General features: G+C 59.1%; 26 protein-coding genes. 12 read left to right on the top strand and 14 right to left on the bottom strand.

The window, feature by feature from the left end:
- Positions 1-3 precede the first annotated feature (3 nt).
- Genes ACR0MI_RS16315 through upp form a run of 4 tightly spaced genes read left to right on the top strand, consistent with a single transcriptional unit; the run spans position 4 to position 4131 of the window.
- Positions 4-1311 carry a thymidine phosphorylase gene (locus tag ACR0MI_RS16315; RefSeq protein ID WP_170609532.1) on the top strand — a complete coding sequence of 436 codons (1308 nt, stop codon included), beginning with the start codon at positions 4-6 and terminating at the stop codon, positions 1309-1311.
- Complete coding sequence (locus ACR0MI_RS16310) at positions 1308-2519, top strand: phosphopentomutase (RefSeq protein WP_170609534.1); 1212 nt, start codon at positions 1308-1310, stop codon at positions 2517-2519. Before ACR0MI_RS16315 ends, ACR0MI_RS16310 begins: the two co-directional genes overlap by 4 nt.
- Positions 2516-3502, top strand: a complete 987-nt coding sequence (locus ACR0MI_RS16305; protein ID WP_170816719.1) for an adenosine deaminase — start codon at positions 2516-2518, stop codon at positions 3500-3502. Before ACR0MI_RS16310 ends, ACR0MI_RS16305 begins: the two co-directional genes overlap by 4 nt.
- Entirely contained in the window at positions 3499-4131 is a 633-nt protein-coding gene (gene upp / locus ACR0MI_RS16300; RefSeq protein WP_170609538.1) for a uracil phosphoribosyltransferase, read from the top strand. The genes ACR0MI_RS16305 and upp overlap by 4 nt, the downstream gene beginning before the upstream one ends.
- A gap of 107 nt (positions 4132-4238) precedes the next feature.
- Here the strand turns inward: upp and ACR0MI_RS16295 are convergent, their stop codons facing one another.
- A complete protein-coding gene (locus ACR0MI_RS16295; protein ID WP_170609539.1) occupies positions 4239-5252 on the bottom strand; it encodes a hypothetical protein in 1014 nt (337 codons plus the stop codon).
- Positions 5253-5403: 151 nt separating this feature from the next.
- Between ACR0MI_RS16295 and ACR0MI_RS16290 the strand changes: the two genes are divergently transcribed.
- The 3 genes from ACR0MI_RS16290 to ACR0MI_RS16280 all read left to right on the top strand — a co-directional run bounded on the left by ACR0MI_RS16290 (position 5404) and on the right by ACR0MI_RS16280 (position 7943).
- A complete protein-coding gene (locus tag ACR0MI_RS16290; RefSeq protein ID WP_170609541.1) occupies positions 5404-6339 on the top strand; it encodes a DMT family transporter in 936 nt (311 codons plus the stop codon).
- Positions 6336-6986 carry a sulfotransferase family 2 domain-containing protein gene (locus ACR0MI_RS16285; RefSeq protein WP_170609543.1) on the top strand — a complete coding sequence of 217 codons (651 nt, stop codon included), beginning with the start codon at positions 6336-6338 and terminating at the stop codon, positions 6984-6986. The genes ACR0MI_RS16290 and ACR0MI_RS16285 overlap by 4 nt, the downstream gene beginning before the upstream one ends.
- 231 nt (positions 6987-7217) lie before the next feature.
- A complete protein-coding gene (locus tag ACR0MI_RS16280; protein WP_170609545.1) occupies positions 7218-7943 on the top strand; it encodes a Hint domain-containing protein in 726 nt (241 codons plus the stop codon).
- A gap of 52 nt (positions 7944-7995) precedes the next feature.
- Here the strand turns inward: ACR0MI_RS16280 and ACR0MI_RS16275 are convergent, their stop codons facing one another.
- From ACR0MI_RS16275 to ACR0MI_RS16240, 8 genes are all read right to left on the bottom strand, one after another.
- Positions 7996-10194 carry a 3-hydroxyacyl-CoA dehydrogenase NAD-binding domain-containing protein gene (locus tag ACR0MI_RS16275; protein ID WP_170619494.1) on the bottom strand — a complete coding sequence of 733 codons (2199 nt, stop codon included), beginning with the start codon at positions 10192-10194 and terminating at the stop codon, positions 7996-7998.
- Complete coding sequence (locus tag ACR0MI_RS16270; RefSeq protein WP_170609548.1) at positions 10191-10676, bottom strand: cupin domain-containing protein; 486 nt, start codon at positions 10674-10676, stop codon at positions 10191-10193. Before ACR0MI_RS16270 ends, ACR0MI_RS16275 begins: the two co-directional genes overlap by 4 nt.
- Positions 10676-11887 (bottom strand): acetyl-CoA C-acetyltransferase, encoded by a 1212-nt coding sequence (locus ACR0MI_RS16265; protein ID WP_170609550.1) that lies wholly within the window; start codon positions 11885-11887, stop codon positions 10676-10678. Before ACR0MI_RS16265 ends, ACR0MI_RS16270 begins: the two co-directional genes overlap by 1 nt.
- Before the next feature lie 11 nt (positions 11888-11898).
- Positions 11899-12537, bottom strand: a complete 639-nt coding sequence (locus ACR0MI_RS16260; RefSeq protein WP_170619492.1) for a glutathione S-transferase — start codon at positions 12535-12537, stop codon at positions 11899-11901.
- A 276-nt stretch (positions 12538-12813) separates the two neighbouring features.
- On the bottom strand, positions 12814-13026 hold the full coding sequence (locus ACR0MI_RS16255; protein ID WP_170609554.1) for a hypothetical protein: 213 nt from the start codon (positions 13024-13026) through the stop codon (positions 12814-12816).
- Between the two features lie 55 nt (positions 13027-13081).
- The gene (locus ACR0MI_RS16250) at positions 13082-14863 is read right to left on the bottom strand and encodes an acyl-CoA dehydrogenase C-terminal domain-containing protein (protein ID WP_170609556.1); all 1782 of its coding nucleotides are present in this window, start codon (positions 14861-14863) and stop codon (positions 13082-13084) included.
- 40 nt (positions 14864-14903) lie between these two features.
- The gene (locus ACR0MI_RS16245) at positions 14904-15305 is read right to left on the bottom strand and encodes a MerR family transcriptional regulator (protein WP_170609557.1); all 402 of its coding nucleotides are present in this window, start codon (positions 15303-15305) and stop codon (positions 14904-14906) included.
- Positions 15306-15582: 277 nt separating this feature from the next.
- Positions 15583-15951 (bottom strand): MerR family transcriptional regulator, encoded by a 369-nt coding sequence (locus ACR0MI_RS16240; protein ID WP_170619491.1) that lies wholly within the window; start codon positions 15949-15951, stop codon positions 15583-15585.
- A 112-nt stretch (positions 15952-16063) separates the two neighbouring features.
- Between ACR0MI_RS16240 and ACR0MI_RS16235 the strand changes: the two genes are divergently transcribed.
- The 3 genes from ACR0MI_RS16235 to ACR0MI_RS16225 are packed head-to-tail and all read left to right on the top strand — an operon-like array spanning position 16064 to position 18325.
- Complete coding sequence (locus tag ACR0MI_RS16235; protein WP_170816720.1) at positions 16064-16483, top strand: PaaI family thioesterase; 420 nt, start codon at positions 16064-16066, stop codon at positions 16481-16483.
- Positions 16484-17002: a PaaI family thioesterase gene (locus tag ACR0MI_RS16230; RefSeq protein WP_170609560.1), complete on the top strand. Its 519-nt coding sequence runs from the start codon at positions 16484-16486 to the stop codon at positions 17000-17002.
- 6 nt (positions 17003-17008) lie between these two features.
- Positions 17009-18325: an MATE family efflux transporter gene (locus ACR0MI_RS16225; protein ID WP_170609561.1), complete on the top strand. Its 1317-nt coding sequence runs from the start codon at positions 17009-17011 to the stop codon at positions 18323-18325.
- Here ACR0MI_RS16225 and arsC read toward each other — a convergent pair.
- From arsC to ACR0MI_RS16205, 4 genes are read right to left on the bottom strand one after another with little or no spacing between them, the layout of a single operon-like run.
- On the bottom strand, positions 18322-18663 hold the full coding sequence (arsC, locus tag ACR0MI_RS16220) for an arsenate reductase (glutaredoxin) (RefSeq protein ID WP_170609562.1): 342 nt from the start codon (positions 18661-18663) through the stop codon (positions 18322-18324). The genes ACR0MI_RS16225 and arsC overlap by 4 nt on opposite strands.
- Positions 18660-19718 (bottom strand): quinone-dependent dihydroorotate dehydrogenase, encoded by a 1059-nt coding sequence (locus ACR0MI_RS16215; protein ID WP_170609563.1) that lies wholly within the window; start codon positions 19716-19718, stop codon positions 18660-18662. The genes arsC and ACR0MI_RS16215 overlap by 4 nt, the downstream gene beginning before the upstream one ends.
- On the bottom strand, positions 19715-20146 hold the full coding sequence (locus ACR0MI_RS16210) for a DUF1330 domain-containing protein (RefSeq protein WP_170609564.1): 432 nt from the start codon (positions 20144-20146) through the stop codon (positions 19715-19717). The genes ACR0MI_RS16215 and ACR0MI_RS16210 overlap by 4 nt, the downstream gene beginning before the upstream one ends.
- The gene (locus ACR0MI_RS16205) at positions 20143-20481 is read right to left on the bottom strand and encodes a DUF952 domain-containing protein (RefSeq protein ID WP_170609565.1); all 339 of its coding nucleotides are present in this window, start codon (positions 20479-20481) and stop codon (positions 20143-20145) included. Before ACR0MI_RS16205 ends, ACR0MI_RS16210 begins: the two co-directional genes overlap by 4 nt.
- A gap of 109 nt (positions 20482-20590) precedes the next feature.
- Between ACR0MI_RS16205 and ACR0MI_RS16200 the strand changes: the two genes are divergently transcribed.
- A complete protein-coding gene (locus tag ACR0MI_RS16200; protein ID WP_170609566.1) occupies positions 20591-22168 on the top strand; it encodes a bifunctional metallophosphatase/5'-nucleotidase in 1578 nt (525 codons plus the stop codon).
- A 66-nt stretch (positions 22169-22234) separates the two neighbouring features.
- Here ACR0MI_RS16200 and ACR0MI_RS16195 read toward each other — a convergent pair whose 3' ends face one another.
- A complete protein-coding gene (locus tag ACR0MI_RS16195; protein ID WP_170609567.1) occupies positions 22235-23887 on the bottom strand; it encodes a tetratricopeptide repeat-containing sulfotransferase family protein in 1653 nt (550 codons plus the stop codon).
- 54 nt (positions 23888-23941) lie between these two features.
- Between ACR0MI_RS16195 and ACR0MI_RS16190 the strand changes: the two genes are divergently transcribed.
- Positions 23942-24607, top strand: coding sequence for an SOS response-associated peptidase (locus ACR0MI_RS16190; protein ID WP_170609568.1), 666 nt, complete (start codon positions 23942-23944; stop codon positions 24605-24607).
- The last annotated feature ends 18 nt before the right edge of the window (positions 24608-24625 follow it).

The following is a 24625-nucleotide window of genomic DNA, read 5'->3' as shown; positions in this document are numbered from 1 at the left end:
CCTATGGACGCCCGTTCGATCATCGCAAAACTGCGCCGGGGTGACGTTCCGACCAGTGCAGAGCTGAACTGGTTCGCCCAGGGTTTGGCCGATGGTGCCGTCAGTGACGCGCAGGCCGGGGCGTTTGCCATGGCAGTTTGCATGGGCAGTCTGGGCGCACAGGGCCGCGCCGATCTGACCGTCGCGATGCGGGACAGTGGAGAGGTGCTGAGCTGGGATCTGGACGGTCCGGTGATCGACAAGCACTCGACCGGTGGGGTCGGGGATTGTGTCAGCCTTGTGCTGGCGCCGGCGCTGGCCGAATGCGGGGCCTATGTTCCGATGATCTCGGGGCGTGGCCTTGGCCATACCGGCGGGACACTGGACAAGCTTGAGGCCATTCCAGGGGTCAGCACCCAAATCAGTCAGGACCGGTTGGAGCAGATATTGCGCGAAACCGGTGCGACCATCGTCGGCGCAACCGGCCAGATTGCGCCTGCGGACAAACGCCTTTACGCGGTGCGCGACGTGACGGCGACAGTTGAAAGCCTGGATCTGATCACGGCGTCGATCCTGTCGAAAAAGCTGGCAGCGGGCCCGGATGCGTTGGTGCTGGACGTGAAGGTCGGTTCCGGTGCGTTCATGAAAACGCTGGATGATGCCCGAAATCTGGCGCGGGCCTTGACCGAAACAGCAAACGCCGCCGGTTGTCGCACTTCGGCAGTGATCACCGATATGAACCAGCCTCTGGCCTCGGCGCTGGGCAATGCGCTGGAAATAGCCGAGGTGATGAAGGCGATGACCAGCGGCCAACCGACGCCTCTTGCCGAGCTTTCCGCCGAACTGGGCGGTGTGCTGCTTAAAGATGCAGGGATGTTTGCCTCGATTGACGAGGGGCGCAGGCAAATCGCCGATGTGATCAGGGATGGTCGGGCGGCGGATCGATTTGGCCGCATGATGGCGGCGGTGGGCGGTCCGGTCCATCTTGTCGAAAACTGGGAACGCTTTCTGCCCGAAGCGAATGTCATTCAGGAAGTTGCGGCCCAACACAGCGGCTATATCACAAGCATAGACGGCGAGGCGCTGGGTCTGGCCGTCGTCGCGCTGGGTGGCGGGCGGCAGGTCGAAGCCGACGTCATTGACCCGGCAGTGGGCATTTCTGACATCGTGCGATTGGGGCAGCAGGTATCACAGCGCGAGCCACTGGCCGTGGTGCACGCCGCACGCGAAGACGCGGCCCGGCAAGCCGCAGAGGCGATTTTGCAGGCCATCACGATCAGCGAAGCGCCCGTACCGGCCCCCGATCTCGTCCATGAAAGGATTACCGCATGAGACGGGCTTTCCTTGTCGTCATGGACTCTGTCGGTATTGGCGGCGCACCGGATGCGGATCAGTTTTTTAACGGCGAGGTCCCGGATACGGGCGCCAACACCGTGGCCCATATCGCGCAGGCCTGCGCGGAAGGGCGCGCCGAAGATGGTCGATCGGGTCCGCTGCACCTGCCCAACCTCGACGCGCTGGGGTTGGGAGCGTCTGTGCGTCTGGCCTCGGGCGATGAAACACCGGGGCTCGAGGTCGAACCAACCGGCCTCTGGGGCTGCGCGCACGAACATTCGCTGGGCAAGGACACGCCTTCGGGCCACTGGGAACTGGCCGGACTGCCGGTGCCGTGGGACTGGCACTATTTCCCGGACACTACGCCCGCATTCCCCGCTGATCTGAGCCGCGCGGCGGCAGAGGCAGCCGGAACAGACGGGATACTGGGCGATTGCCACGCCTCGGGCACGAAAATCATTGCCGAACTAGGAGCCGAACACATGCGGACGGGCTGGCCGATCTGCTACACCTCGGCCGACAGCGTGTTCCAGATTGCCGCGCATGAGGAAAGCTTTGGCCTCGACCGTCTGCTGCAGATGTGCCGGACGCTGGCCCCGATGCTGCATGACATGAAGATCGGCCGCGTTATCGCGCGCCCGTTTATCGGCTCGCCCGAGGGCGGGTTCACCCGAACCACCAACCGCAAAGATTTTGCCATTCTGCCGCCCGCGCCGGTTTTGACCAACTGGGCTCAGGATGCCGGCCGCCGCGTTCACGCTGTGGGCAAGATCGGCGACATTTTCTCGATGCAGGGGATTGATACTTTGCGCAAGGGCTCGGACGCCGAACTGATGGGGCACCTGTCTGATCTGGTGGACGAAGCTGAAGACGGCAGTCTGACCTTTGCCAATTTTGTCGAGTTTGACAGTCTCTATGGACATCGCCGCGACATCAGCGGCTATGCCCGCGCGCTGGAATGGTTCGACCGCGAAATCGGCGCGATCCTGATAAAACTGCGCCCGGGTGACCTTATGGTGCTGACCGCCGATCATGGAAATGATCCTAGCTGGACCGGCACAGACCACACACGCGAAAAGGTGCCGGTGCTGATCGCAGGGCGGGGCGCAGGGCAGATCGGTGCGGTCAATTTCGCCGATGTCGCCGCCAGCATCGCGCATCACCTGAACATTCCGGCACATGGACCGGGACGGAGTTTTCTATGACTGTCGCAGACCTGCCCAAGATCGAGTTGCATCTGCATCACGAAGGCGCGGCTCCGCCCGCCTTCATTCGCCAACTTGCGCATGAAAAACGCATTGATCTGAGCGGTATTTTCAAGCCCCACGGCTCCTATGACTTCCGCGATTTCGCCCATTTCCTGAGCGTTTATGAGGCTGCCTGCGAAGTACTGAAATCGCCCGAGGATTTCCGCCGACTGACCCTGGCTATTCTGGAAGAAAGCGCTGCCAATGGTGTGGTGTATTCGGAAACCTTCCTGAGCCCCGATTTCTGCGGCGGTGGCGATGTGCACGCCTGGCGCGATTACCTGAATGCCATTCAGGACGCCGCGGATGAGGCTGAGCGCAAGTTCGACATCACCCTGCGCGGCGTCGTCACGTGTGTTCGCCATTTTGGCCCGGACAAGGCGAAACTCAGCGCCCGTTGCGCGGCCGAAACCTCAGGCGACTGGATCACGGGCTTTGGCATGGGCGGCAACGAAGGGGTCGGCGCGCAGGGCGATTTCAAGTGGGCGTTTGATTGCGCCCGCGAGGCAGGATTGCGGCTGACCACCCATGCGGGTGAATTTGGCGGACCGGACAGTGTGCGCGATGCGGTGCGCGCCCTGGGGGTCGAGAGGATCGGACATGGTGTGCGCGCTATCGAAGACCCCGACCTGATGTATGAACTGGTCGACCGGGACATCACGCTTGAGGTTTGTCCGGGGTCCAATGTGGCGCTGGGCCTGTATCCGGATTTCAGCGCCCATCCGATCGCAAAGTTGCGCGATGCGGGCGTCAAGGTCACCGTCTCAACCGACGATCCGCCGTTTTTCCATACCACCATGCGACGTGAATATGAGATGCTGAACGCAGCTTTCGGCTGGGAGGCCGAGGATTTCAGCGCAATGAATGATACGGCCCTCAATGCGGCCTTCTGTGATGAAGACACCCGTGCGCGGGTCCAAAAAAGACTGGAGAAAACATGAGCGAACATCTGACCGTCGTTGATCATCCGCTGGTGCAGCACAAATTGACGCTCATGCGGGACAAGGGTACATCGACCGCCGTTTTCCGGCAGTTGCTGCGGGAAATCACCCTGTTGCTGGCCTATGAGGTCACGCGAGAACTAAAGCTGACGACCCGCAACATCGAAACCCCGATGGAGGAGATGGACGCCCCCATTCTGGCCGGTAAGAAACTGGCATTGGTGTCGATTCTGCGCGCTGGCAACGGGATGCTGGACGGTGTGCTGGAATTGATCCCGTCGGCGCGGGTGGGCTTTGTCGGATTGTATCGCGATGAAAAGACGCTGAAACCTGTCCAGTATTACTTCAAAGCGCCCGAAGGACTGAAAGACCGCCTGGTCATTGCTGTGGATCCGATGCTGGCCACAGGCAACAGTTCAGCCGCTGCGATTGATCTGCTGAAAGAGGCAGGCGCGACCGATATCCGTTTCCTCTGTCTGCTGGCCGCGCCCGAAGGGGTCGCGCGGATGAAAGAGGCCCATCCGGATGTGCATATCGTGACGGCCGCGCTGGATCGCGAACTGAATTCCAAGGGCTATATCATGCCCGGATTGGGCGACGCCGGCGACCGGATGTTCGGTACCAAGTAAGCTGTCTGCGGCGTTTCGGGTGTAAGGTGAGGCACGAAATCCCTGCCCCGCCTACGGCGTATTCGGGGTATTCGTGTCGGAGAGTGTTCAGGTAAATCCCGAACGCTTTATTCACCACAGATGTTTTGCAGCCGGACCCAGTCGCGGTCAGGCAGGACCTGCTCCTGGGATCGGCCCACCATCGGGTCGGCCTCGATCAGGCCCAGAACCGTTTCGCCGGTGATATCACGCGCGTAGGCGTAAGGTGTCGAGGGCAGGGCTGCCTGAGCAAACACGGCCAGCAATTCCTGATCGGGCAGGGATGGGCGCGGTTCCGAAAGGACCTGCTCGGTGTAACTGTCGATGATCTGCGGTGTCAGTTCACCGGTCGTCAGCAACCGGAATGCGGTTGTCGGGCCGGTGCGGTCCAGCAGGTCATCAAGCGGGTCATGTGCCTCGGCCCGAGCGCGTTCGGCGATGACATATCCTGCCGCCACCGCCGGGTCTTCATGATCCTCGACCAGCGTTCGGCTCAGCAGCACCGTGCCGCCGGGCAGGCTAAGGCTGTTCTGCACCCCGGCAGGCAGGATCACGATCTGCCGTACACCGGTCCTTTTTGCCAGCATATCCAGCGCGGCCTTGGCATCTTCCGATACACAGGCGCGCCCGGAGACCCTTTCGATGCGTTGCAGGATGGTATCGCCGATGTCCTGCCGCTTGATCTTGGGAACGACTGAAACAACGTGGCTTTGCAAGGCAACCGGCAGCCAGAGCAACAGCAGGGCCGCCACGGCGGCGACTACCCCGCCGACACTCAGCCAGCGCAGTCGGCCAGGGTGCGGACGTGACCGGTCGATTGCACGTTGCAGCCTGTCGATCGCTTCGATCATCGTGGTTTCGGATTCGGCCAGTTCCAGCGTTTCATCCGGGTCGCCGTCAGGGTTGAAAATGGCCGGGTAGCCGCCCGGATTTTGTCGCTCCAGCGCGGCCAGGGACCAGTGGGTCAGCGCACGGTCATTGAAATCCGATATCGTCAGCGTGGCCTCGCCAATTGACACGACCACCTCGCGCCGCTGCATATCGGGCGAGGGCCGCCACAGACCGGTGGCTTCGATCCGCTGGTACTGTTTTAGGGCCGTCATCGGGGCGAGGTCTGCTCAAAATTATTTTGATCCAGCTTAGCATGATAAATTTACGCGGCGCAAACCTGTTGAACCGTATTTGGCACTTGCGCCCGGTATCCGGATGCGGGGAAATACGCGGGTCCGGCAGCGAAGGCGAAAATTGAACAGAATGCAGACAGGCAACCCATCTTCACCCGTTTTGGCCTCTGGCCTCATGATCGGCGCAATGGCCATCATCGGGGTGATCGACAATGTCGTGGTTCTGGTGGCCGAAACGATCGGTCTGTGGCAATTCCACCTGAGCCGCGCAATATTGATGCTGCCGCTGGTGCTTCTGTTGTCACTGCTTGGGTTGGGCGGATTGCGCCCGATCCGCCCGGGCATTGTTCTTTTGCGAAGCGTCCTGATGACGCTGGCCATGCTGTTTTACTTCTCGTCGCTTGCTTTGATGCCGGTTGCTCAGGCGTTGGCGGGGTTGTTTACGTCCCCGATTTTCGTGTTGCTGATTTCGGCCCTTGGTCTGCGGCAGAAAATCGGGCCCTGGCGAATTCTGGCTGCGCTGCTCGGGTTTCTAGGATTACTTCTGGTTCTGCAACTCAATCCGGCGGATTTCGATGCCAGAACCCTGTTGCCGGTTGCAGGCGGGTTTTTCTATGCGCTTGGGGCGATCCTGACACGGTCCCACTGCGCGCAGGAAAGTACGGTCGTCATGCTTGGGGGGATGGTAATTACACTTGGTATTGCTGGCGCGCTGGGGCTGACGGGGTTCTCGATCTTTCCGGTCGGTGCGGAACCGGGCCCGGAAGGGTTCGTGACCCGTGGCGTGGTCTGGCAGATACAACCCTCGCTTCTTTGGGTGGTGGTCCAGGCCGTAGGGTCAACCATAGCCGTTTTCATGCTGATCAAGGCGTATCAGGTTGGTGAGCCATCCTATGTCGCAATCTTCGAATACTCGGTGATGATCTTCGGTCCTGCGTTTGCGTGGGCGGCCTTCGGCCAATCAATCGATGGCATCCAGATCGTCGGCATCGGGCTGATCGTGCTGACCGGAGCCCTGCTGGGCTGGCGTTCGATGCGCGCGTCGGCGGAACAGGCCGTGGCGTGATCGTTTCCCGGCGCAGGTCGTATGTGTTTGTTCACATCCCCAAAACGGGCGGCACGTCGCTTGCATCGGCGCTGGAACAGAGGGCGACGAAGGATGACATCCTGATCGGAGACACGCCCAAGGCGCGGAACCGTCATCGACGGCAAAAGGGCTTACAGGCCAGGGGGCGGTTGTGGAAACACTCCACGCTGGCGGATATCGACGGGCTTGTCCCGCCCGAGGTGTTGGAGCGCATGTTCACTTTCACGCTGGTCCGCAACCCATGGGATCGGTTTGTCAGTTACTACCATTGGCTGCGGGACCAGAAATTTGACCACCCCGCAGTGTCGCTGGCAAAGGTGTCGTCTTTTGAAGAATTTTTGCTGAAACCGGCCACGCTTAGGTCAATTCAGGCGCATCCCGCGCGGCGCTACATGACGCGGGCAGATGGGCACGAGCAGTGCCGAGCCTTTATTCGGCTTGAGAAGTTCGAGGAGGATGCTGAACCGTTGTTCGAGCATCTCGGTTTCAGGCTGACCCTTCCGCATCTCAACGGGTCCGAAAGAGAGGTGGATTATCGGCAGTACTATTCCACGCGAACCCGAAATGCGGTGTCGGATGCCTGCGCGGAAGATATCGGAAGATTCGACTACCGGTTCCACTCCTGATCCCGTCACCGTTTCCGAATTTCCGGCAAGCCTGTGAAAAACAATCGCATTGTTTGCTGATTGTGGGTCAATTGGGCCGGAACAGGCTCAATTCGGGCTAAAATATGTCAAAACTAAGACAGCGCGCCTGATCACATGATACCCACGTTTCAATGTTTATCTGTGCCAAGGGGGGCTGGGCACGTGTTTGAAGTAGTGAGTGTTACTGATTTATCAGATCATGCGCGGAAGATGGACGACGTCCTGTCGCGCAATGCAACGTTGTCGCGCCGGGGCGGGTTTGTCCACGGCACCAAGATTGCAACGACCCGAGGCTGGAAGCCGGTGGAACGCATTGCGGCAGGTGATCTTGTCCGAACATTGGACCATGGTTTCAAGGAAGTACGCCGAATTGCGACTGACAGGGTGAGCATCGCAACGGGCGAAACGCGCGCAGAATATCTGCCCGTCTACGTGCCGTCGCGTGCGGCGTATAATGGGCGTCCTGTCTGGCTGATGCCAGAACAGGGGGTGGCGCTGGACATAAGCCGGATTGAACCGGGCACCGAAGGCGTGTCTGTGATCCCGGCCCGGATGCTCAGCGGAATGTGCCGGATGACCTCGCAAGCACCGTCCACAACCTTCGATGTAAGCACGTTTTTTTTCGATTGTGACGAGGTGGTCTTCCTTGAAGGCGGGTTGCAGGCCTATTGCCCGGCAAGTCGCTTTGGATCGCGCGGGTCCCCGGATCAGCCTTCATACCAGATCGCCGAGGCGCAGGACGCCGACCACCTTGTCGATCTGATCGCATACAAGGGCGAACTATCAGCCCTTGCAAACCCGTTGGGTGCGCTGCCCGCGCCCATCCCGCAAGAACCGATTTTTCCCGTCAGGCCACAGTTGGGAGTGCGCCGCCCGGGAAGACCCGGCAGGCCGAATGTGCCAGCCCTGTTCTTGCGGCCTGAATGGCAGACCTAACCAAACACTAAGAAAACGATGCAGGCGCGTATTACGCGCCTGCATCACTTGTTCAGGCGGCCTTGGCCTCGGGCGCGAAGCGGCCATAGAACGTCTGGCCCTTATCGGCCATCTCACGCAGCAGCGGCGGGCAGGCGAACCGTTCGCCGTATTGCGCTGCCAGCTGGTCGCAGCGTTCGGCGGCGTAAGGTGCGCCAATGATGTCCAGCCAGCTTAGTGGGCCACCGGACCACGGGGCAAAACCCCAGGCCAGAATGGCACCCACGTCACCTTCGCGGATATCCTCCAGAACACCTTCTTCCAGCGCGCGGACCGCTTCCAGAACCTGTGCGAACATCAGGCGTTCTTGCACTTCGATCAGGTCGGGCTGATCTTCGGCCAGCGGGTATTTGTCTTGCAGACCTTTCCAATACCCGACGCGCTTGCCCTTTTCGTCATAGTCGAAGAAGCCTGCATTTGCCTTGCGGCCCAGACGTCCCTGTTCTTCCATCCAGAAGATCAGATCGTCCGAGGGGCTTTCGGGATAGGCATCGCCCATCGCCGCCTTGGTTGCGCGGGCAATCTTGGCGCCCAGATCAATCGAGGTCTCATCGGTCAGCTGTACCGGCCCGACCGGGAAACCCAGTTGACGTGCGGCGTTGTCAACCAATGCAGGGCTGACGCCCTCGGTAATCATGCGCGCACCTTCGTTGATGTACGGGATGATGCAGCGGTTGCAGTAGAAGAACCGCGCGTCGTTGACGACGATCGGTGTCTTCCGAATCTGACGCACGTAATCCAGCGCCTTGGCAACCGCACGATCCCCGGTTTCCTTGCCTTTGATGATCTCGACAAGGAACATCTTCTCGACCGGCGAAAAGAAATGGATGCCGATGAACTGATCCGGCCTCACGCTGGCCTTGGCCAGATCGGTGATCGGCAGGGTCGAGGTGTTGGAGGCAAAGATGCAATCTTCGGGAATGATCGCTTCGACCTTTTTGGTCATGTCGGCCTTGACTGCGGGGTCTTCGAATACCGCTTCAATAATCAGGTCGCAGCCTTTCAGATGCTCCAGATCGGGCGTCGCGGTGATGCGGGCCAGCATGGCTTCTTTCTTTTCAGCCGTGACCTTGCCGCGCTTGATACCTTTGTCCAGGTACGCTTCGGTATAGGCCTTACCCTTGTTGGCGGCCTCCTGATCGCGGTCGATGAGAACGACTTCCATCCCGGCCTGAGCGGACACCAGCGCGATGCCCGCGCCCATCATGCCCGCGCCCAGAACACCGATCTTCTTAACCGACTGGTCCGGCACACCCTGAGGTCGCACTGCGCCTTTCTCCAGCGCTTCCTTGTTCAGGAACAGGCTGCGGATCATCGCTGACGAGGACGGGTTCATCAGGATCGAAGTGAACCAGCGCGCCTCGATCCTCAGGGCTGTGTCGAAATCGACCAGAGCACCCTCGTAGACCGCGCTCAGCAGGGCCTGAGCGGCCGGGAACGCGCCTTGTGTCTTGCCGTTGACCATCGCCGAAGCGCCAACGTAGTTCATGAAGCCAGCCGGATGGTACGGCGCACCACCGGGCATCTTGTACCCCTTTGCATCCCAAGGCTTGACCAGATCCGCATCGCTGGCGTTCAGCACCCATTCCTTCGCGGCGGCCAGCGGGTCTTCGACGACCTCATCGACCATTCCCGCACCCTTGGCCTTGTTCGGCTCCAGTGTTTTGCCTTCCAGCAATAGCGGAGCCGCACCAACGGCACCCAGCTTGCGGACCATGCGGGTGGTTCCGCCCATGCCCGGGAAGATGCCGATCATGATTTCGGGCAGGCCGATCTTGGCCTTCGGGTTGTCGGCGCAGAAAATGCGATGACAGGCCAGTGGCACCTCAAGCCCGATCCCCAGCGCGGTGCCGGGCAGGGCGGCGGCAATCGGTTTGCCGCCCTTTTTGGTCTTCGGGTCCATTCCCGCCAGTTCGATCTTACGTAGAATGCGATGCCCGTTCATTGTGAAATCGAACATGGCCTGCGCTGGTTCATCGCCCGACTTCTCGCGGATCGATCCCAGCACGTTCAGATCCATACCGGCGGCAAAGCTGTCCTTGGCCGAGGTGATAACCGCACCCTTGATGTTGTCATCTGACAGAACCTGATCGATCATCTCTTCGATCAGGGCCAGCGCCTCGACGCGCAGGATGTTCATGCTTTTCTCGGGCACGTCCCAGGTGATGATGGCAACGCCGTCGGCGTCCACTTTCATGGTGAAATCAGTCATGTCTCGTCTCCGATCTGGTCAGCCGTCAGCGGGCTGCCGTCTTTGCGGGTGAAGCGAAAGCCGTGTGCATCGAACTTCACCATCATGTCTATGTCGCTGTAATATCCGGTCTCGGCCGGCGTCCGTGTGCCCACCACCAGAAAGGTCGCGGGCGCATCGGTTTTGTTTACAAGGTGATGGCCATTGGCCTCACCTGCGGGCCAGGCGGCGCAATCGCCGGGCTGCATCTCATGCTCGCCATCGTCATCTATCAGCACACAGGTGCCGCTGAGCATGATCGCAAACTCGTCCTGCTCCATATGGTAATGGCGCAGCGAAGACATGCCATCGGGTTCCAGCCGCACGATGTTGACGCCGTACTGTGTCAGCCCGCCTGCATCCCCCACAGGCTGAACAAAGCGGCCATTGCCAGCTTTGGCCAGCTTGCCGGGGTAACCCGAACCGCCCCGGAAAGGGATTTGAGAGAGATTCAGCTTGGGCATCAGACTCGCTCGATAATGGTTGCGGCACCCATGCCGGACGCAATGCAGAGCGTGGCCAGACCGGTTTCCTTGTCCTGACGCTCCAACTCATCCAGAAGCGTGCCGATGATCATTGCGCCGGTTGCACCCAGTGGGTGACCCATCGCGATCGAGCCGCCGTTGACGTTGACCAACGCCGGGTCGACGTCGAATGCCTGCTGGAAGCGCAGCACGACTGAGGCAAAGGCTTCGTTCACTTCGAACAGGTCCAGATCGCTGATCTTCATGCCGTTGTCGGCCAGAATTTTCTCGGTCACAGGAACCGGGCCGGTCAGCATGATGGTCGGGTCGGTACCGATCTTGGCAGTTGCCTTGATGCGCGCGCGCGGCTTGAGGCCGTACTTCTCACCGAACTCCTTGTTCCCGATCAGAACAGCCGCTGCACCGTCCACGATGCCCGAGCTGTTTCCTGCGTGGTGGATGTGGTTGATTTTTTCCAGATGCGGGTATTTCAGCATGGCCACCTTGTCGAAGCCGGGCATCTGCTCACCCATCATCGCAAATGAGGGGTTCAGCGCGCCAAGGCTCTGCATGTCCGTGCCGGGGCGCATATATTCGTCGCGGTCCAGAATGGTCAGCCCGTTCTGGTCCTTTACGGTGATAACCGACTTTTCGAACCGGTTGTCTGCCCATGCTTCTGCTGCGCGCTTTTGGGATTCAACCGCCAGGGCGTCGGCGTCATCCCGGCTGAAGCCATATTCCGTCGCGATGATGTCGGCCGAAATACCCTGCGGGACGAAATACGTGCTCATCGCCAGAGACGGATCAACGGCGATGGCGGCACCATCGCTGCCCATGGGCACGCGGCCCATCATTTCGACACCGCCAGCGATGTAAGCGTCGCCAGCACCGCCTTTCACCTGGTTCGCAGCCAGGTTCACCGCTTCCATGCCAGAGGCGCAGAAACGGTTGATCGCCAGGCCGGGGATCGACTGGTCCAGATCGGACGCCAGCACGGCCGAGCGTGCCAGACAGCCGCCCTGTTCCATCACCTGCGTGACATTGCCCCAGATCACGTCCTCTACGGCGTGGCCTTCGAGGTTGTTGCGCTCTTTCATCGCGGTCAGGGTCAGGGCGGACAAGCGCACCGAGGTTACCTCGTGCAGGCTGCCATCCTTGCGGCCCTTGCCGCGCGGGGTGCGCAGAGCGTCATAGATATAGGCTTCGGTCATGGGTCTTCTCCTCAAGCTCGATCCGACGGGTTGCCGGGCATCAGGTCATAGGGGTGTTTCCAGCCGGGCTGCTCGCTGAGGCGTGTCAGCCAGGCGTCGATATTTGGCCAGTCGGCGCGGTCGAAACCGAATGGTTCCGGATAATACAGGTAGCCGCAGCAACTGAGATCTGCATTTGTCACACCGTCCCCGACGATCCAGTCACGACCGGCCAGATGCTGGTTCAGAATCTCGTATGCCGCCTTAAGCCGACCTTGATTGAACGCGATCACATCCGGGTTGCGGTGCTTTTCCGGCAGGAAATTGATCAGAAAACGAGTGAGGCCAGCCATTGAACTTAGTTTGTGATTATCCCACAACACCCAACGGAAAATCTCGTAGTTCTCTTCCCGGTTCCTGCCGCCGAACTTCCCTGATTTCTCAGTCACATATGCCTGAATGGCGCCGGACTGACTGGTGCGGAAATCACGATCAATCAGAAAGGGCGCTTCGCCCATTTCGTTGGCCTCCGCGCGAAATTCACGCGTGCGGGTCTCGCCATTGAAGAAATCGACAAAGACCGGCTCCCACTCCAGCCCCGACATCTCCAAGGCCAGCGCCGCTTTGTAAGAGTTCCCGCTTTCTCCGAAACAATGCAGTTTGATAGTCATGCGATTACCCCTCCCAAGGCGCATGTGGTCAGGTTGGAATTGAGTATTTTGGAAAAGATGAAGAGCCGACATTTACCTTTGATCAACCTTGGTCTGTTTCAATCAACGAGCGGTACAGGCTGGAGAGCCGATGACCGCAAAAGGTGAAGTCGTCCCTGTCCTGATGGCGAGTGCGCCCGGTGGCAGGGGCGCATCAGGCCTTCATCTTTTCAAAAATACTCCCGCCGGAGGCGTCCGGCCTCGATGCGATCGCAGGCGAAGAATTGGCGTATTGCCTCACCGCTTTCGCGCTTCCAGTTCGGAATTGAATATGCGCAGCCGGTGAGTCAGGTTCTCCTCGTCAATGACACTGTTGAAATTCTCGAACAGAAAAGACAGCGCTTCACCCTCGTCCAGCCCCGCTTCGCGGGCGAAACCCTTGAGACGGCGATACCCGTCTTCGGTCATTGCAACCGGAAAGCGGCGGGTTAAGCGAAAGCGTTTCGGCATGTCTTGTCCTCCGGGGACCTGGTTCCGGGCGAAAGTACCCGGAACCAGACTGAGTTCAGAAATTTGCCGCGTCCAGCGCCATTACAGTATCCGCGCCGGTTTGTATCCGGGCCAGATGCATGGATGTGGCACGCAGACGGCGCGCCATATAGAAGCGACCGGTGTTGATCTTTGTCTCGTAGAAGTTCTTGTCCGATGCGCCACTGTCTAGGGCTTCCCGTGCAACCTTTGCCATTTTCGCCCACATCAGGCCCAGGCAGACATGGCCGAACATGTGCATGAAGTCATATGACCCGGACAGCGCGTTGTTCGGATTCTTCATGCCCTCCTGCATGAAGTACATGCCAGCGGCTTGCAGGTCTTTCGACGCAGCTTTCAGCGGTTCGATGAAGGCTTTGTCATAAGCTTCGTCCTTGCCACCGTTTTCCTTGCAGAAAGATTTGACCATTTCAAAGAAGGCCATGACATGCTTGCCGCCATCCTGTGCCAGCTTACGGCCCACAAGGTCCAGCGCCTGAACGCCATTCGCACCTTCGTAGATCATCGCGATCCGGGCGTCGCGTGTGTATTGCGACATGCCCCATTCCTCGATGTAGCCGTGGCCACCATAGACCTGTTGGGCCTGAACGGTCATGTCATAGCCTTCATCCGTCAGGAAGCCTTTGATGACCGGTGTCAGCAGCGAGATCAGCCCGTCCGCGTCCTTATCACCCGAGCGGTGCGCCTTGTCGATCATGGTCGCGCCCCAGAGGATGAACGCACGTGCACCCTCGGTGAAGCTTTTCTGATCCATCAGGTTACGGCGGATGTCGGGGTGAACGATCAGCGGATCGGCGAGACCGTCCGGGTTCTTCACACCTGTTACGTCGCGGCCCTGCAGGCGGTCTTTGGCATATTCGACAGCGTTCTGATACGCAGCTTCGGCCTGAGACAGGCCTTGCATGCCCACACCCAGACGCGCTTCGTTCATCATGGTGAACATGGCGCGCATGCCTTTGTGTTCTTCTCCCAGCAGCCAGCCGGTCGCCTCGTCATAGTTCATGACGCAGGTTGAGTTGCCGTGGATGCCCATCTTCTCTTCGATCTTGCCGACCGAAACGCCGTTGCGTTCGCCCAGGCTGCCGTCTTCGTTGACGATGAACTTGGGCACGACGAAAAGCGACACGCCCTTGATCCCTTCGGGGCCGCCGGGGATTTTTGCCAGCACCAGGTGGATGATGTTGTCGGCCATGTCGTGATCGCCGGCCGAGATAAAGATCTTCTGACCCGAGATTTTATAGCTGCCGTCGCCCTGCGGTTCTGCTTTGGTGCGCATCAGACCCAGATCGGTGCCGCAATGCGGTTCCGTCAGGTTCATGGTGCCAGTCCATTCACAGCTGACCATGTTGGGCAGGTACATGTTCTTCTGCTCGTCGGTTCCGTGCGCCAAGATCGCAGACGCCGCGCCGTGCGTCAGGCCCTGATACATGGTGAATGCCTGGTTGGAGCCCGAGAACATCTCGCCCACGGCAGTTCCGAGAACATAGGGCATGTTCTGACCGCCATATTCTTCCGGCATGTCGAGGCCCGTCCAACCGCCTTCCTTCATCTGCTCGAAGGCATCTTTGAACCCGGATGGCGTATAGACGATACCGTTTTCCAGCCGACATCCTTCGGTATCGCCAACCACGTTCAGCGGGTGCAGAACATTTGTGGCGATCTTGCCCGCTTCCTCCAGCACGGCGCCGGTGAACTCGGCCTCCAGATCGGAATATCCCGGAATGTCCGAGGTCGAGACTTTCAGTACATCGTGCAAAATGAACTGTGCGTCTTTGATTGGCGCGTTGTAGACGGGCATGTGAAGCTCCCTTAATTCAGATGTCCGGGGGCGGGCGAGATTATTCGGCCGCCTTCTTTTCCTGTTTCATCGAGACGATGACCTTTTCGCCCCAGCGCAACTGCTCTTTCAGATCGTCGATGGCCTGTGTCAGTTCTTCGCGGCGTGCTTCCATGTCTGCCAGACGTTCGCACGCGATCTCATAGGTGCGGGACATCTGTGTCAGTTGCTGATCACCGACGTGATACAGGTCCAGAAGCTGCCGGATTTCTTCCAGGCTGAAGCCAAAGCGCTTGCCACGCAGGATCAGTTTCAGACGGGCACGATCGCGTTTGGTGAACAGACGTTTCTGGCCTTCACGGATAGGAAACAAAAGTTCCTTGGCCTCGTAAAACCGCAAGGTACGTGGTGTGACATCATAGGTCTCGCACATTTCGCGGATGGTCATCAGGTCTTCGGTCATGGTTCAAACTCTCATCACTGGCGTCGTGAAAAAGATTTGCGCAGTTGATGGGCCTCTTACAACATGCAGATGACGTTTACGTAATGCGAACGCTACGTCACAAAAAAGTTGACGTAACATCCGTTCGCGTAAATCCGCGTTTCGGTAATCTTCTTTCCCCTGGGTAAGGGGAAATCTCGCGATTCCACGCTGCGTGTATCGACGTTCTCCACAAGAAAAATCCCGCAGCGGGACCACGGGAGCTTCAGTTTCGACCGAAATGACGCTTGAAAGGTTGTCAGCCCAGAGAATTGGCCGTCTGGTCGCGCAGTTGCTTGAGGGCGTCCATGGCTTCGTCCAGTTGCTGCCTTTGCTGGCGCAACTCCTCCATTTGCCGGTCAGCCATTTCCACAAAAGTTGCCATCTGAGCCTGGTTGCCCTGATGTTCATAGATCAGCAGCCACTGCCGGATCTCTTCCAGCGGGAACCCAAACTTGCGTCCGCGCATGATCAGCGTCATGCGCGCGCGCTCACGGGGGCCGTAATACCTGGAGCGGCCTTCGCGGTCAGGTTGCAGCAACTCGATATATTCGTAGTAGCGCAGGGTACGGGGCGTTACGTCGAACTCGGCGCACATTTCTTTGAATGACAAACGGGTGTCGGACATTCCTCATCTCCTTGCCTGCAACCTATGGAGTCGTAGCGGCAAGCGCAACAGTCGGGCTTGCCCTTTCGCTGAACTGACGATCATAAAGGGCGCGGAAGAAGGAAAATACCGAATGGTAGAAAAATTGGGTTTCGCGCGCCAGTTCATCGAGGCGATTCCACATGCCAGGGCATTGGGCATGGAGCTGACGTATGTCGGTGCCGGAGAAGCCGAGATCACCATGCCGTACAACGCGGAACTTGTCGGGGATCCGCGCACCGGCGTCATTCATGGTGGGGCGGTGTTCGCTTTGCTGGACACTTGTAGCGGTGCGGCTGTCATGAGCCATCCGTCCGCGCCGGGTGCCACGGCGACAATTGACCTGCGCATAGACTACATGCGGGCGGCTACGCCGGGGCAGAACATTACAACGCGCGCCAAATGCTATCACATCACGCGCAATGTGGCCTTCGTGCGTGCGACCGCAACGGATGACGATCAGGAACATCCTGTCGCAACCGCATCGGGGTCTTTCACCGTGGAGGGCAGGTAAATGGCGCGCAATCGACCGGAGCCGATGCAGGTGGTCAAGAACCGCCGGGACGCCGCACTGAACGCCATGGTCGATGGGGTGCCGTATATCCGGTTTCTCAACATCACCTTCGACCGGCGTGGGGATGAACTGACGGGTGTTCTGAATTTTGACGAAAAACTGATTGGCAATCCGCTGCTGCCCGCGCTGCACGGTGGGGTCACTGCCGCGTTTTTGGAAGTGACCGGCGTGATCACCCTGTGCTGGGAGACCGTGTTTCCCCGCATCGAAAGCGGAGAGATGAGTGCCGAAGACATTCGGGATGCCAGTTTGCTCCGATACCCGAAAACCATCGATTTCACGGTCGACTACCTGCGTTCGGGCTTGCCGCGCGACGCCTATGCCCGCGCTTACATCAGCCGTTCCGGGCGGCGTTATGCTTCGGTCCGAGTTGAGGCGTGGCAGGACAACCATGCGCGCCTGTTCGCGCAGGCTTCGGGGCATTTCCTGATGCCGCAATCGGATTCGGACGAAGGATAGCCTTGGATGCGGGATGCCTCGGCACCCATCACGCACAGACGGGTGCTGAAGATCGCAGCACCTATCGTTCTGTCCAATGCCACTGTCCCGATACTGGGGGCGGTTGATACTGGTGTTGTCGGGCAGATGGGGCTGGCCGCCCCGATCGGCGCTGTCGGAATGGGCGCGGTCATCCTGTCGGCCATCTACTGGATATTCGGCTTTTTGCGGATGGGCACCACGGGATTGGCTGCACAGGCGCGCGGGGCCGGAGACACGGCGGAAACCGGCGCGCTTCTGATGCGCGGTTTGCTGTTGGGCGGCGCTGCGGGGCTGTTTTTCATTCTGACGCAGGTCTGGGTGCTGTGGGGGGCATTTGCCCTGTCCCCCGCAAGCCCCGAAGTCGAAGCCCTGACCCGGCAATACCTGGAAATCCGGATCTGGGGGGCGCCGGCGACAATTGCGCTTTATGCCGTTACAGGCTGGTTGATCGCGATCGAGCGGACGCGGGGCGTGTTTGTGCTGCAGATCTGGATGAATGGCCTGAATATCCTGCTGGATCTGTGGTTCGTGCTTGGGCTGGGCTGGGGCGTCGAGGGCGTCGCGCTGGCGACACTGATCGCCGAATGGACCGGGTTGGCACTGGGGCTATGGCTCTGCCGTCAGGCATTTGCCGGCAATCAGTGGAGAGACTGGCCGCGCATTTTCGACGGCGCACGGCTGCGGCGGATGATGCAGGTGAACGGCGACATCATGGTGCGGTCCGTCCTTTTGACCGGATCGTTCACCACTTTTCTTTTTGTCGGGTCGGACCTAGGCGACGTCAATCTGGCTGCCAATCAGGTTCTGCTGCAGTTTCTGGAAATCACAGCCTTTGCGCTGGACGGTTTCGCCTTTTCGGCCGAGGCGCTGGTTGGCGGGGCGATCGGGGCAAAGGACCGCTTTCAGGTTCGGCGTGCGTCCGTGATGGCGTCACAATGGGGCGTAGGCGGCGCTTTCGCGCTGGGTCTGGTTTTCTATCTGGCAGGACCCGCGCTGATTGATGTGATGTCCACCTCGCCCGAGGTACGTGAGGCCGCGCGCGAGTTTTTGATCTGGGCTGCGATTGCCCCGGTGATCGGCGTGGCCAGCTGGATGTTCGACGGTATCTACATCGGCGCGACCTGGACCCGGGACATGCGCCAGGCGATGATCCACTCGGTAGGGATCTACGTCCTGTCCCTGTTCATTCTGGTGCCTGCATTTGGCAATCACGGGCTGTGGGCCGCGTTGATGGTTCTGAACATCGCGCGTGGCGTCACGCTGGGATGGCGCTATCCGAAGCTAGAGGCGCAAGTCGCTTAAAGCAGGGTCAGCAGGTTTTCGGGCGGACGCCCGATTGCGGCCTTGTCACCGCGAATGGCAATGGGGCGTTCGATCAGGATCGGGTTTTCGGCCATGGCACGGATCAAGGTATCGTCCGGCGTCGCTTTGTTCAGCCCCAGTTCCCTGAAGCGCTTTTCACCTGTGCGCATCATGTCGATTGCAGCAATGCCCAGTTTCGCCTGCACGGCCCGCAATTCGTCTTCTGACGGTGCGTCCTCCAGATACTTTCGGACACGGGGTTCTGCGCCGTTTTCTTCAAGCAGTGCAAGCCCCGAACGCGATTTCGAACACCGCGGGTTGTGCCAGTATTCCATCACAGCCAATCCTCTCGTTTGCTGCCAACCGCCTGTGCGACATTTTCAAACCCGTCCCGGGCCAGAAGTTCGTCCAGACCCCGGGCGATTTCCGATGCCAGCGACATGCCGCCGTAAACCATGGCCGTATAGAACTGGACGGCCGAGGCACCGGCGCAAATCTTTGCATAGGCCTGTTCCGCGCTGCTGATGCCACCCACGCCGATCAAGGGAATGCGTCCTTCGGTCAGTTGGCTGAGCTGCGCAAGAACGCGGGTCGATTTTTCGAACAAAGGCGCGCCAGACAGGCCACCAGCCTCATCCTTGTGTGCGCTTCTCAGCCCGTCGCGAGACAGGGTGGTATTCGTGGCAATGACCGCGTCAATTCCGGTTTCCAGCGCGATATCGGCGATATCTTGTATCTCTGGTGCCGTCAGGTCCGGAGCAATTTTCAGGAATACGGGAATCGGTGCCGGCAGCGCGTCTCGCGTTTTGACAACACCCGCCAGCAAAGCGCCAAGCGCGGCCTTACCCTGCAAGTCTCGCAGTTTCTCGGTGTTGGGGGACGACACGTTGACCGTGGCAAAATCCAGATGGGCGGCACAATGGGCCAGTACTTTGGCAAAATCACCGGGGCGGTCGTCGCTGTCCTTGTTGGCGCCAAGGTTCAATCCGATGACCGCATCGCGGGGACGGCTCGCGAGACGGCGAGCCATGACGTCCATTCCTTCGTTGTTGAAGCCGAAACGGTTGATGGCCGCCTTGTCTTCGGTCAGGCGAAACAGGCGCGGTTTCGGGTTGCCCGGTTGTGGACGCGGTGTCACCGCACCGACTTCAATAAATCCGAACCCGGCCCGCGATAAAGGGCCCAGAACCTCGCCATTCTTGTCGAATCCAGCGGCCAGGCCGACCGGATTGGCCAGCGTCAGACCGGCGACTTGCGTGCGCAGGCGTTGTGAGGTGACAGGGCCGGCAGCCGGGACCAATCCGGCTTTCAAAGCCCGGATCGACATCCTATGGGCAGTTTCGGGGTCCAGCCGGTGCAGGGCTGACAGCCCAAGCTTTTCGATCAGTTTCATCCGAAGGTCCCTCCGACCTGTGCTGGCGAACAACGGATCAGCCGCGAGGTCGAAACAGCCGCCTGACGATGCACCACGGCGGTGCGATAAACGGGGTCGGTTACCATCTCAAGGAAGGCGTGCGCGCTGGGATATCGGGCGATGAACACAGCATCCCAGATTTCGTCGGCGGGGCCTATCAAAGTGGTTTCAAATCCACCGCGCCACAAAATGGACGCTCCGATGCGGGCAACAATGGGCGCGGTTTCCGATCCGTAGTTCTGGTAGGCCTCAGCGCCGGTCAGGCCGGCATATGCCAGCGCGTGTCCGGAAGGGTATTCAGCCTGCGCGCGAAACCTGACCAGGTTGAGCATCTCGATCGGCTGATCGCGATCCAGTGCCTTGAACGCTTCGAACTGCTCACGATCAGGATCGATGAAGCCGGTCATACCATCTCCTTGGGGAACTGGTGTAGCGTTCCGTCAAAGGGCAGGGCGCGGGTCCAGATCACATCGGTCATCCGGATCTGCCGGTAAAGGTGGGGAAACAAGGCACCCCCGCGCGAAACTTCCCATCTCAGATCATCGCCCATGGCGTCGGCGTCGCAGGCCAAGAGGACAAGGCCATCAAGTCCGGCAAAATGCTTGGCGGCGGTTTCGGCGGCCTGTTGGGCCGTCGAGAAATGGACAAATCCGTCGGTAACGTCAATCGGCGCGCCGTCTGACGCGCCCTGATCCTGCAGCGTGGTCCATTCATCGGACCTGAAAATCTTGTAAATCAGCATGAGGTGGTGATGCCTTGCACGGCGTGGGGAATCAAGGCGGATTTCCCCCTTTGACTCTTTGTTTCAGTCGGCGCACGATCCCTGCAATCAACGACAGGGAGTTTCATTAATGTTGATCCGTTTTCTGGCATCTACTGCCATTGTGGGCCTGACCGCAGGTGTTGCGGCCGCCGACTACAAACTGACCATTCTGCACACCAATGACTTCCATTCCCGGTTTGAGCCGATCAACAAATATGACAGCGGCTGCGACGCCGAAGACAATGCCGAAGGCAAGTGTTTCGGCGGTTCTGCGCGCCTTGTGACCGCAGTGGAAGAAGCCCGCGGCCGCGCTGAGAATTCGATTCTGGTGGATGGCGGAGATCAGTTTCAGGGTTCGTTGTTTTATACCTACTACAAGGGCAAAGTCGCGGCCGAGTTCATGAACCGGCTGGGTTATGACGCGATGACCGTGGGCAACCACGAATTTGACGACGGCCCTGAAGTGCTGCGCGGTTTCGTCGACTCCGTCGATTTTCCGGTTCTGATGTCCAACGCGAACATTGCTGACGAAGAACTGCTGACCGACAAGATCGCGAAGTCGACGGTTATCGAGGTTGGCGGTGAAAAGATCGGCCTGATCGGCCTGACGCCTCAGGATACGGACGAACTGGCCTCACCCGGGCCAAACGTTACATTTTCCGACCCGGTTCCGGCCGTGCAGGGAGAAGTGGACAAGCTGACCGGCGAAGGCGTCAACAAGATCGTTGTTCTAAGTCACTCGGGCTATGGTGTGGACCAGCGCGTGGCGCAGGAAACCACCGGCGTTGACGTGATCGTAGGGGGGCATTCCAACACGTACCTGTCGAACGTGTCCGACAGGGCCGTCGGGCCTTACCCGACCGTCGTGAATGACGTTCAGATCGTTCAGGCCTACGCCTATGGTAAATTCCTGGGCGAGTTGAATGTGACATTCGACGACGACGGAAATGTGATCGAGGCCGTTGGTGAACCGCTGATCATGGACAACACCGTGACCGAGGATCAGTCCGCGCTGGACCGGATCGCCGAATTGGCGGTTCCTCTGGATGAAATCCGCAACAAGGTTGTGGCCAATGCTGCTGATGCGATTGAAGGCGACCGCGCGATCTGCCGCGTGCAGGAATGCCAGATGGGCAATCTGGTTGCCGATGCAATGCTGGCCCGTGTGGCGGATCAGGGCGTTCAGATCGCCATCGCCAATTCCGGTGGTTTGCGGGCCTCGATCGATCCGGGCGAAGTGACCATGGGCGAGGTTCTGACGGTGCTGCCGTTCCAGAACACATTGTCGACCTTCCAGATCAGCGGTCAGGGGGTCATCGACGCCCTGGAAAACGGCGTGAGCCAGGTTGAAGAAGTCAAAGGCCGCTTCCCACAAGTGGCCGGTCTGGCCTTCACATGGGATCCGTCGGTTGCCCCGAACGAGGGACGCGTAACCGAGGTGATGGTGGCCGAGGGCGATGGATTCGTGCCGATTGACCCGGCGGCGACATATCTGGTCGTGACCAACAACTATGTCCGTAACGGCGGTGACGGCTATTCCATGTTCGAAGGCGACGACAAGAAAGCATATGACTTCGGGCCGGATCTGGCGGATGTCACCGCTGAATATCTGGCCGCGAACGCGCCTTATAAGCCTTATCTGGACGGACGCATCAAGCAGAAGTAAGCATCCCGGCACCAATGACAAAGGCCGCATCCCTGATGCGGCCTTTTCTGTTCGGTGTGTTTTGTGTCAGCTAAGGTCGTATTCCGGCCAAAGCTCGGGATCGAAGCCGTTCAGCATCGGCTGGATGTGGTCTGCGACCTGATTCCAGCCGCCGATTGATTTGGTCGAAATCTTCTTTCGAACCTGATCGATGCTGGCTGTGCGCACCTGCTTTTTGTTCTTTTCCGGGTGCATCATCGTCTCGTGCCATTCGAGGCCAAGGAAGTCCGCAACCTGCCGGCTATAGGTTTCGGGGTCAGCGACGAGCTTTTCATACGGCACGGTCAGAATCCGGTCGCCGAAAATGGTTTCCCAATGGGCGATGTACTTGCGGTACATATTCGCGGAATGCCCGATTGCTTCCAGATTGGACGCATATCTCATACCCGGTGCCGGGAAGCGCCTGATCCATTTCGACAAACCGACATCGCGCGGATCGCGCATCATGTTGATAACTTTCGCATTCGGGAATGCGGAAAGTAAGAAGCCTACCTGCTGGTAGTTATGAGGCAACTTGTCGACAAACGCGATTGATGTCTCCGGGACCGGTGGCATCAGGCGGCGGAAATCTCGGGCAAACTCCTCCGCGTCTTTCGCGTCATAGGCTTTGCCTTCATGGATAAAGTCGTAGGACAAGTCCGGCCCTACAGTCAGTTCCCCACACCCTGCGACATCCGGAATCGAACTCAGCATCATTTCCATGAGCGTCGTCCCGGAGCGAGGTTGGCCGATGACAAAAATCGGGGTCGGCCCATCGACCACCTCGGAGGAGATCGGAGTGTCAATTTCGGGGAACAACTGCACAATGCGTCGAAGTTTCTGGCTTTCGTCGCCGAATTTGTACGGATTCAACTCGTGTTGCAATTCGTTGGCCCGCGCAAACCCGGGCATTGCGGCAGTCAGCCCATGCAGAACGGATGTGATTTGCGCCTTGGCGAACTCAAGCTGCGAGATAGGATGATCGCTGTTGTCGATGGCAGCAGCTACAAGCGGTTCCAGGTCGCGCGCGCGGTCCTCGTCGGCCATGTTGGACAACTGCAATAGTGACGCCACATGAGCGGGATCATTGGTGATGATCCGGTCGAGAATCTCGGCGGCATCCTTTTTCTTGCCTTCCTGATGAAGAATCGATGCTTTTTGGAATGCGACTGCGTTGTCGTCTGGCGCCAGTTCATAAGCGCGATAGGCGTCCTGCCTGCAATTGTCGCTGAACCCAATTCTGTCGTAAGCGCGGGCTCGGGTCGTCAACAGCGTGACATCGTCCGGAGATTTTTTGAGTTTTTCGGTCGCATGCTCAACAATCTCGCGCCAGTTGGATCCTTTGAGTTGGATCTCATCCACAACGCGAACAAGCTCTGCGTTATTGGGAAACTGCTCCAGCATTTTCTCGGCATAAGCCAGCGCGCGCGGGATCTGGCCCGTCTGCATCAGAGCGTTTGCAAGGTTTTCAGCAAACTGAGGGTCATCGGGTTTGCGACGCGCGGCTTCGACGAAATGGGGAATGGACTTCTTGTACTGTTTCAATTCGGTGAAAACAAAACCCGCAATGGCTTGAAAGTCCGTATCCTTTGGAAACTTCTTGATCCCCAACTGCGCTTTTTTAAGTGCCTGCGGCAACTTACCTGCCTCGAGATCACCAAGCGCTTTGCCCTTTAGGGATTTAGCTGTTTGATTTGCCATGTGACCTCGTGTGAACCTGAGCCTGGAGAAAAAAATGTCAGTGGTTCATTACCTATGTGCGGACGGTTTGCAATAACTCTTCCCAACGACGCAATGGCGCAGCTGTTTTCTGCGCGCCCGGCGAACAGCCTTCCGGGCGTTCCCAATTTCAATGTGTGCCCGACCAATCAGTTGCATGTCGTGCGGACCGGTGAAGGAGGCCGCCAGCTTGATCCGATGCGTTGGGGGTTTCTGCCGCATTGGTACAAGGCGCAAAATGATGGCCCGTTGCTGATCAATGCGCGCGCTGAAACACTGGCCCAGAAACCCGCGTTCCGCGCGGCCTGCCGCGAGCGGCGTTGCCTGATTTTGGCGACAGGTTTTTATGAATGGACCAAATCCGACCAAGGACAGAGGTTGCCTTGGTATATCTCGCGCCGCAACAACGAACCGATTGCCTTCGGCGGTGTCTGGCAGGACTGGGGTCCTGAAGGTGAACGCCAAAGCACCTGCGCCATCGTCACCACTGCGGCCAACGGAAATCTGGGCAAGATCCATCATCGGATGCCATTGATCCTTGAACCCGACGACTGGGCGCTTTGGCTGGGTGAAGCGGGTAAAGGGGCGGCCCGGCTGATGCGTCCCGGTGCGGAAGATGTGTTGACCTATCATCGGGTTGATCCTGCGGTGAACTCGAACCGGGCCAGCGGCGCAGAACTGATCGAACCAGTCGAGGAGTGAGCTGGCTTTTCTTTCAGC

This window comes from Ruegeria sp. D4 (genome assembly GCF_056534475.1).
Note: the sequence above shows the minus strand (reverse complement) of the source record. Positions and strands in the feature narration are given on the sequence as shown.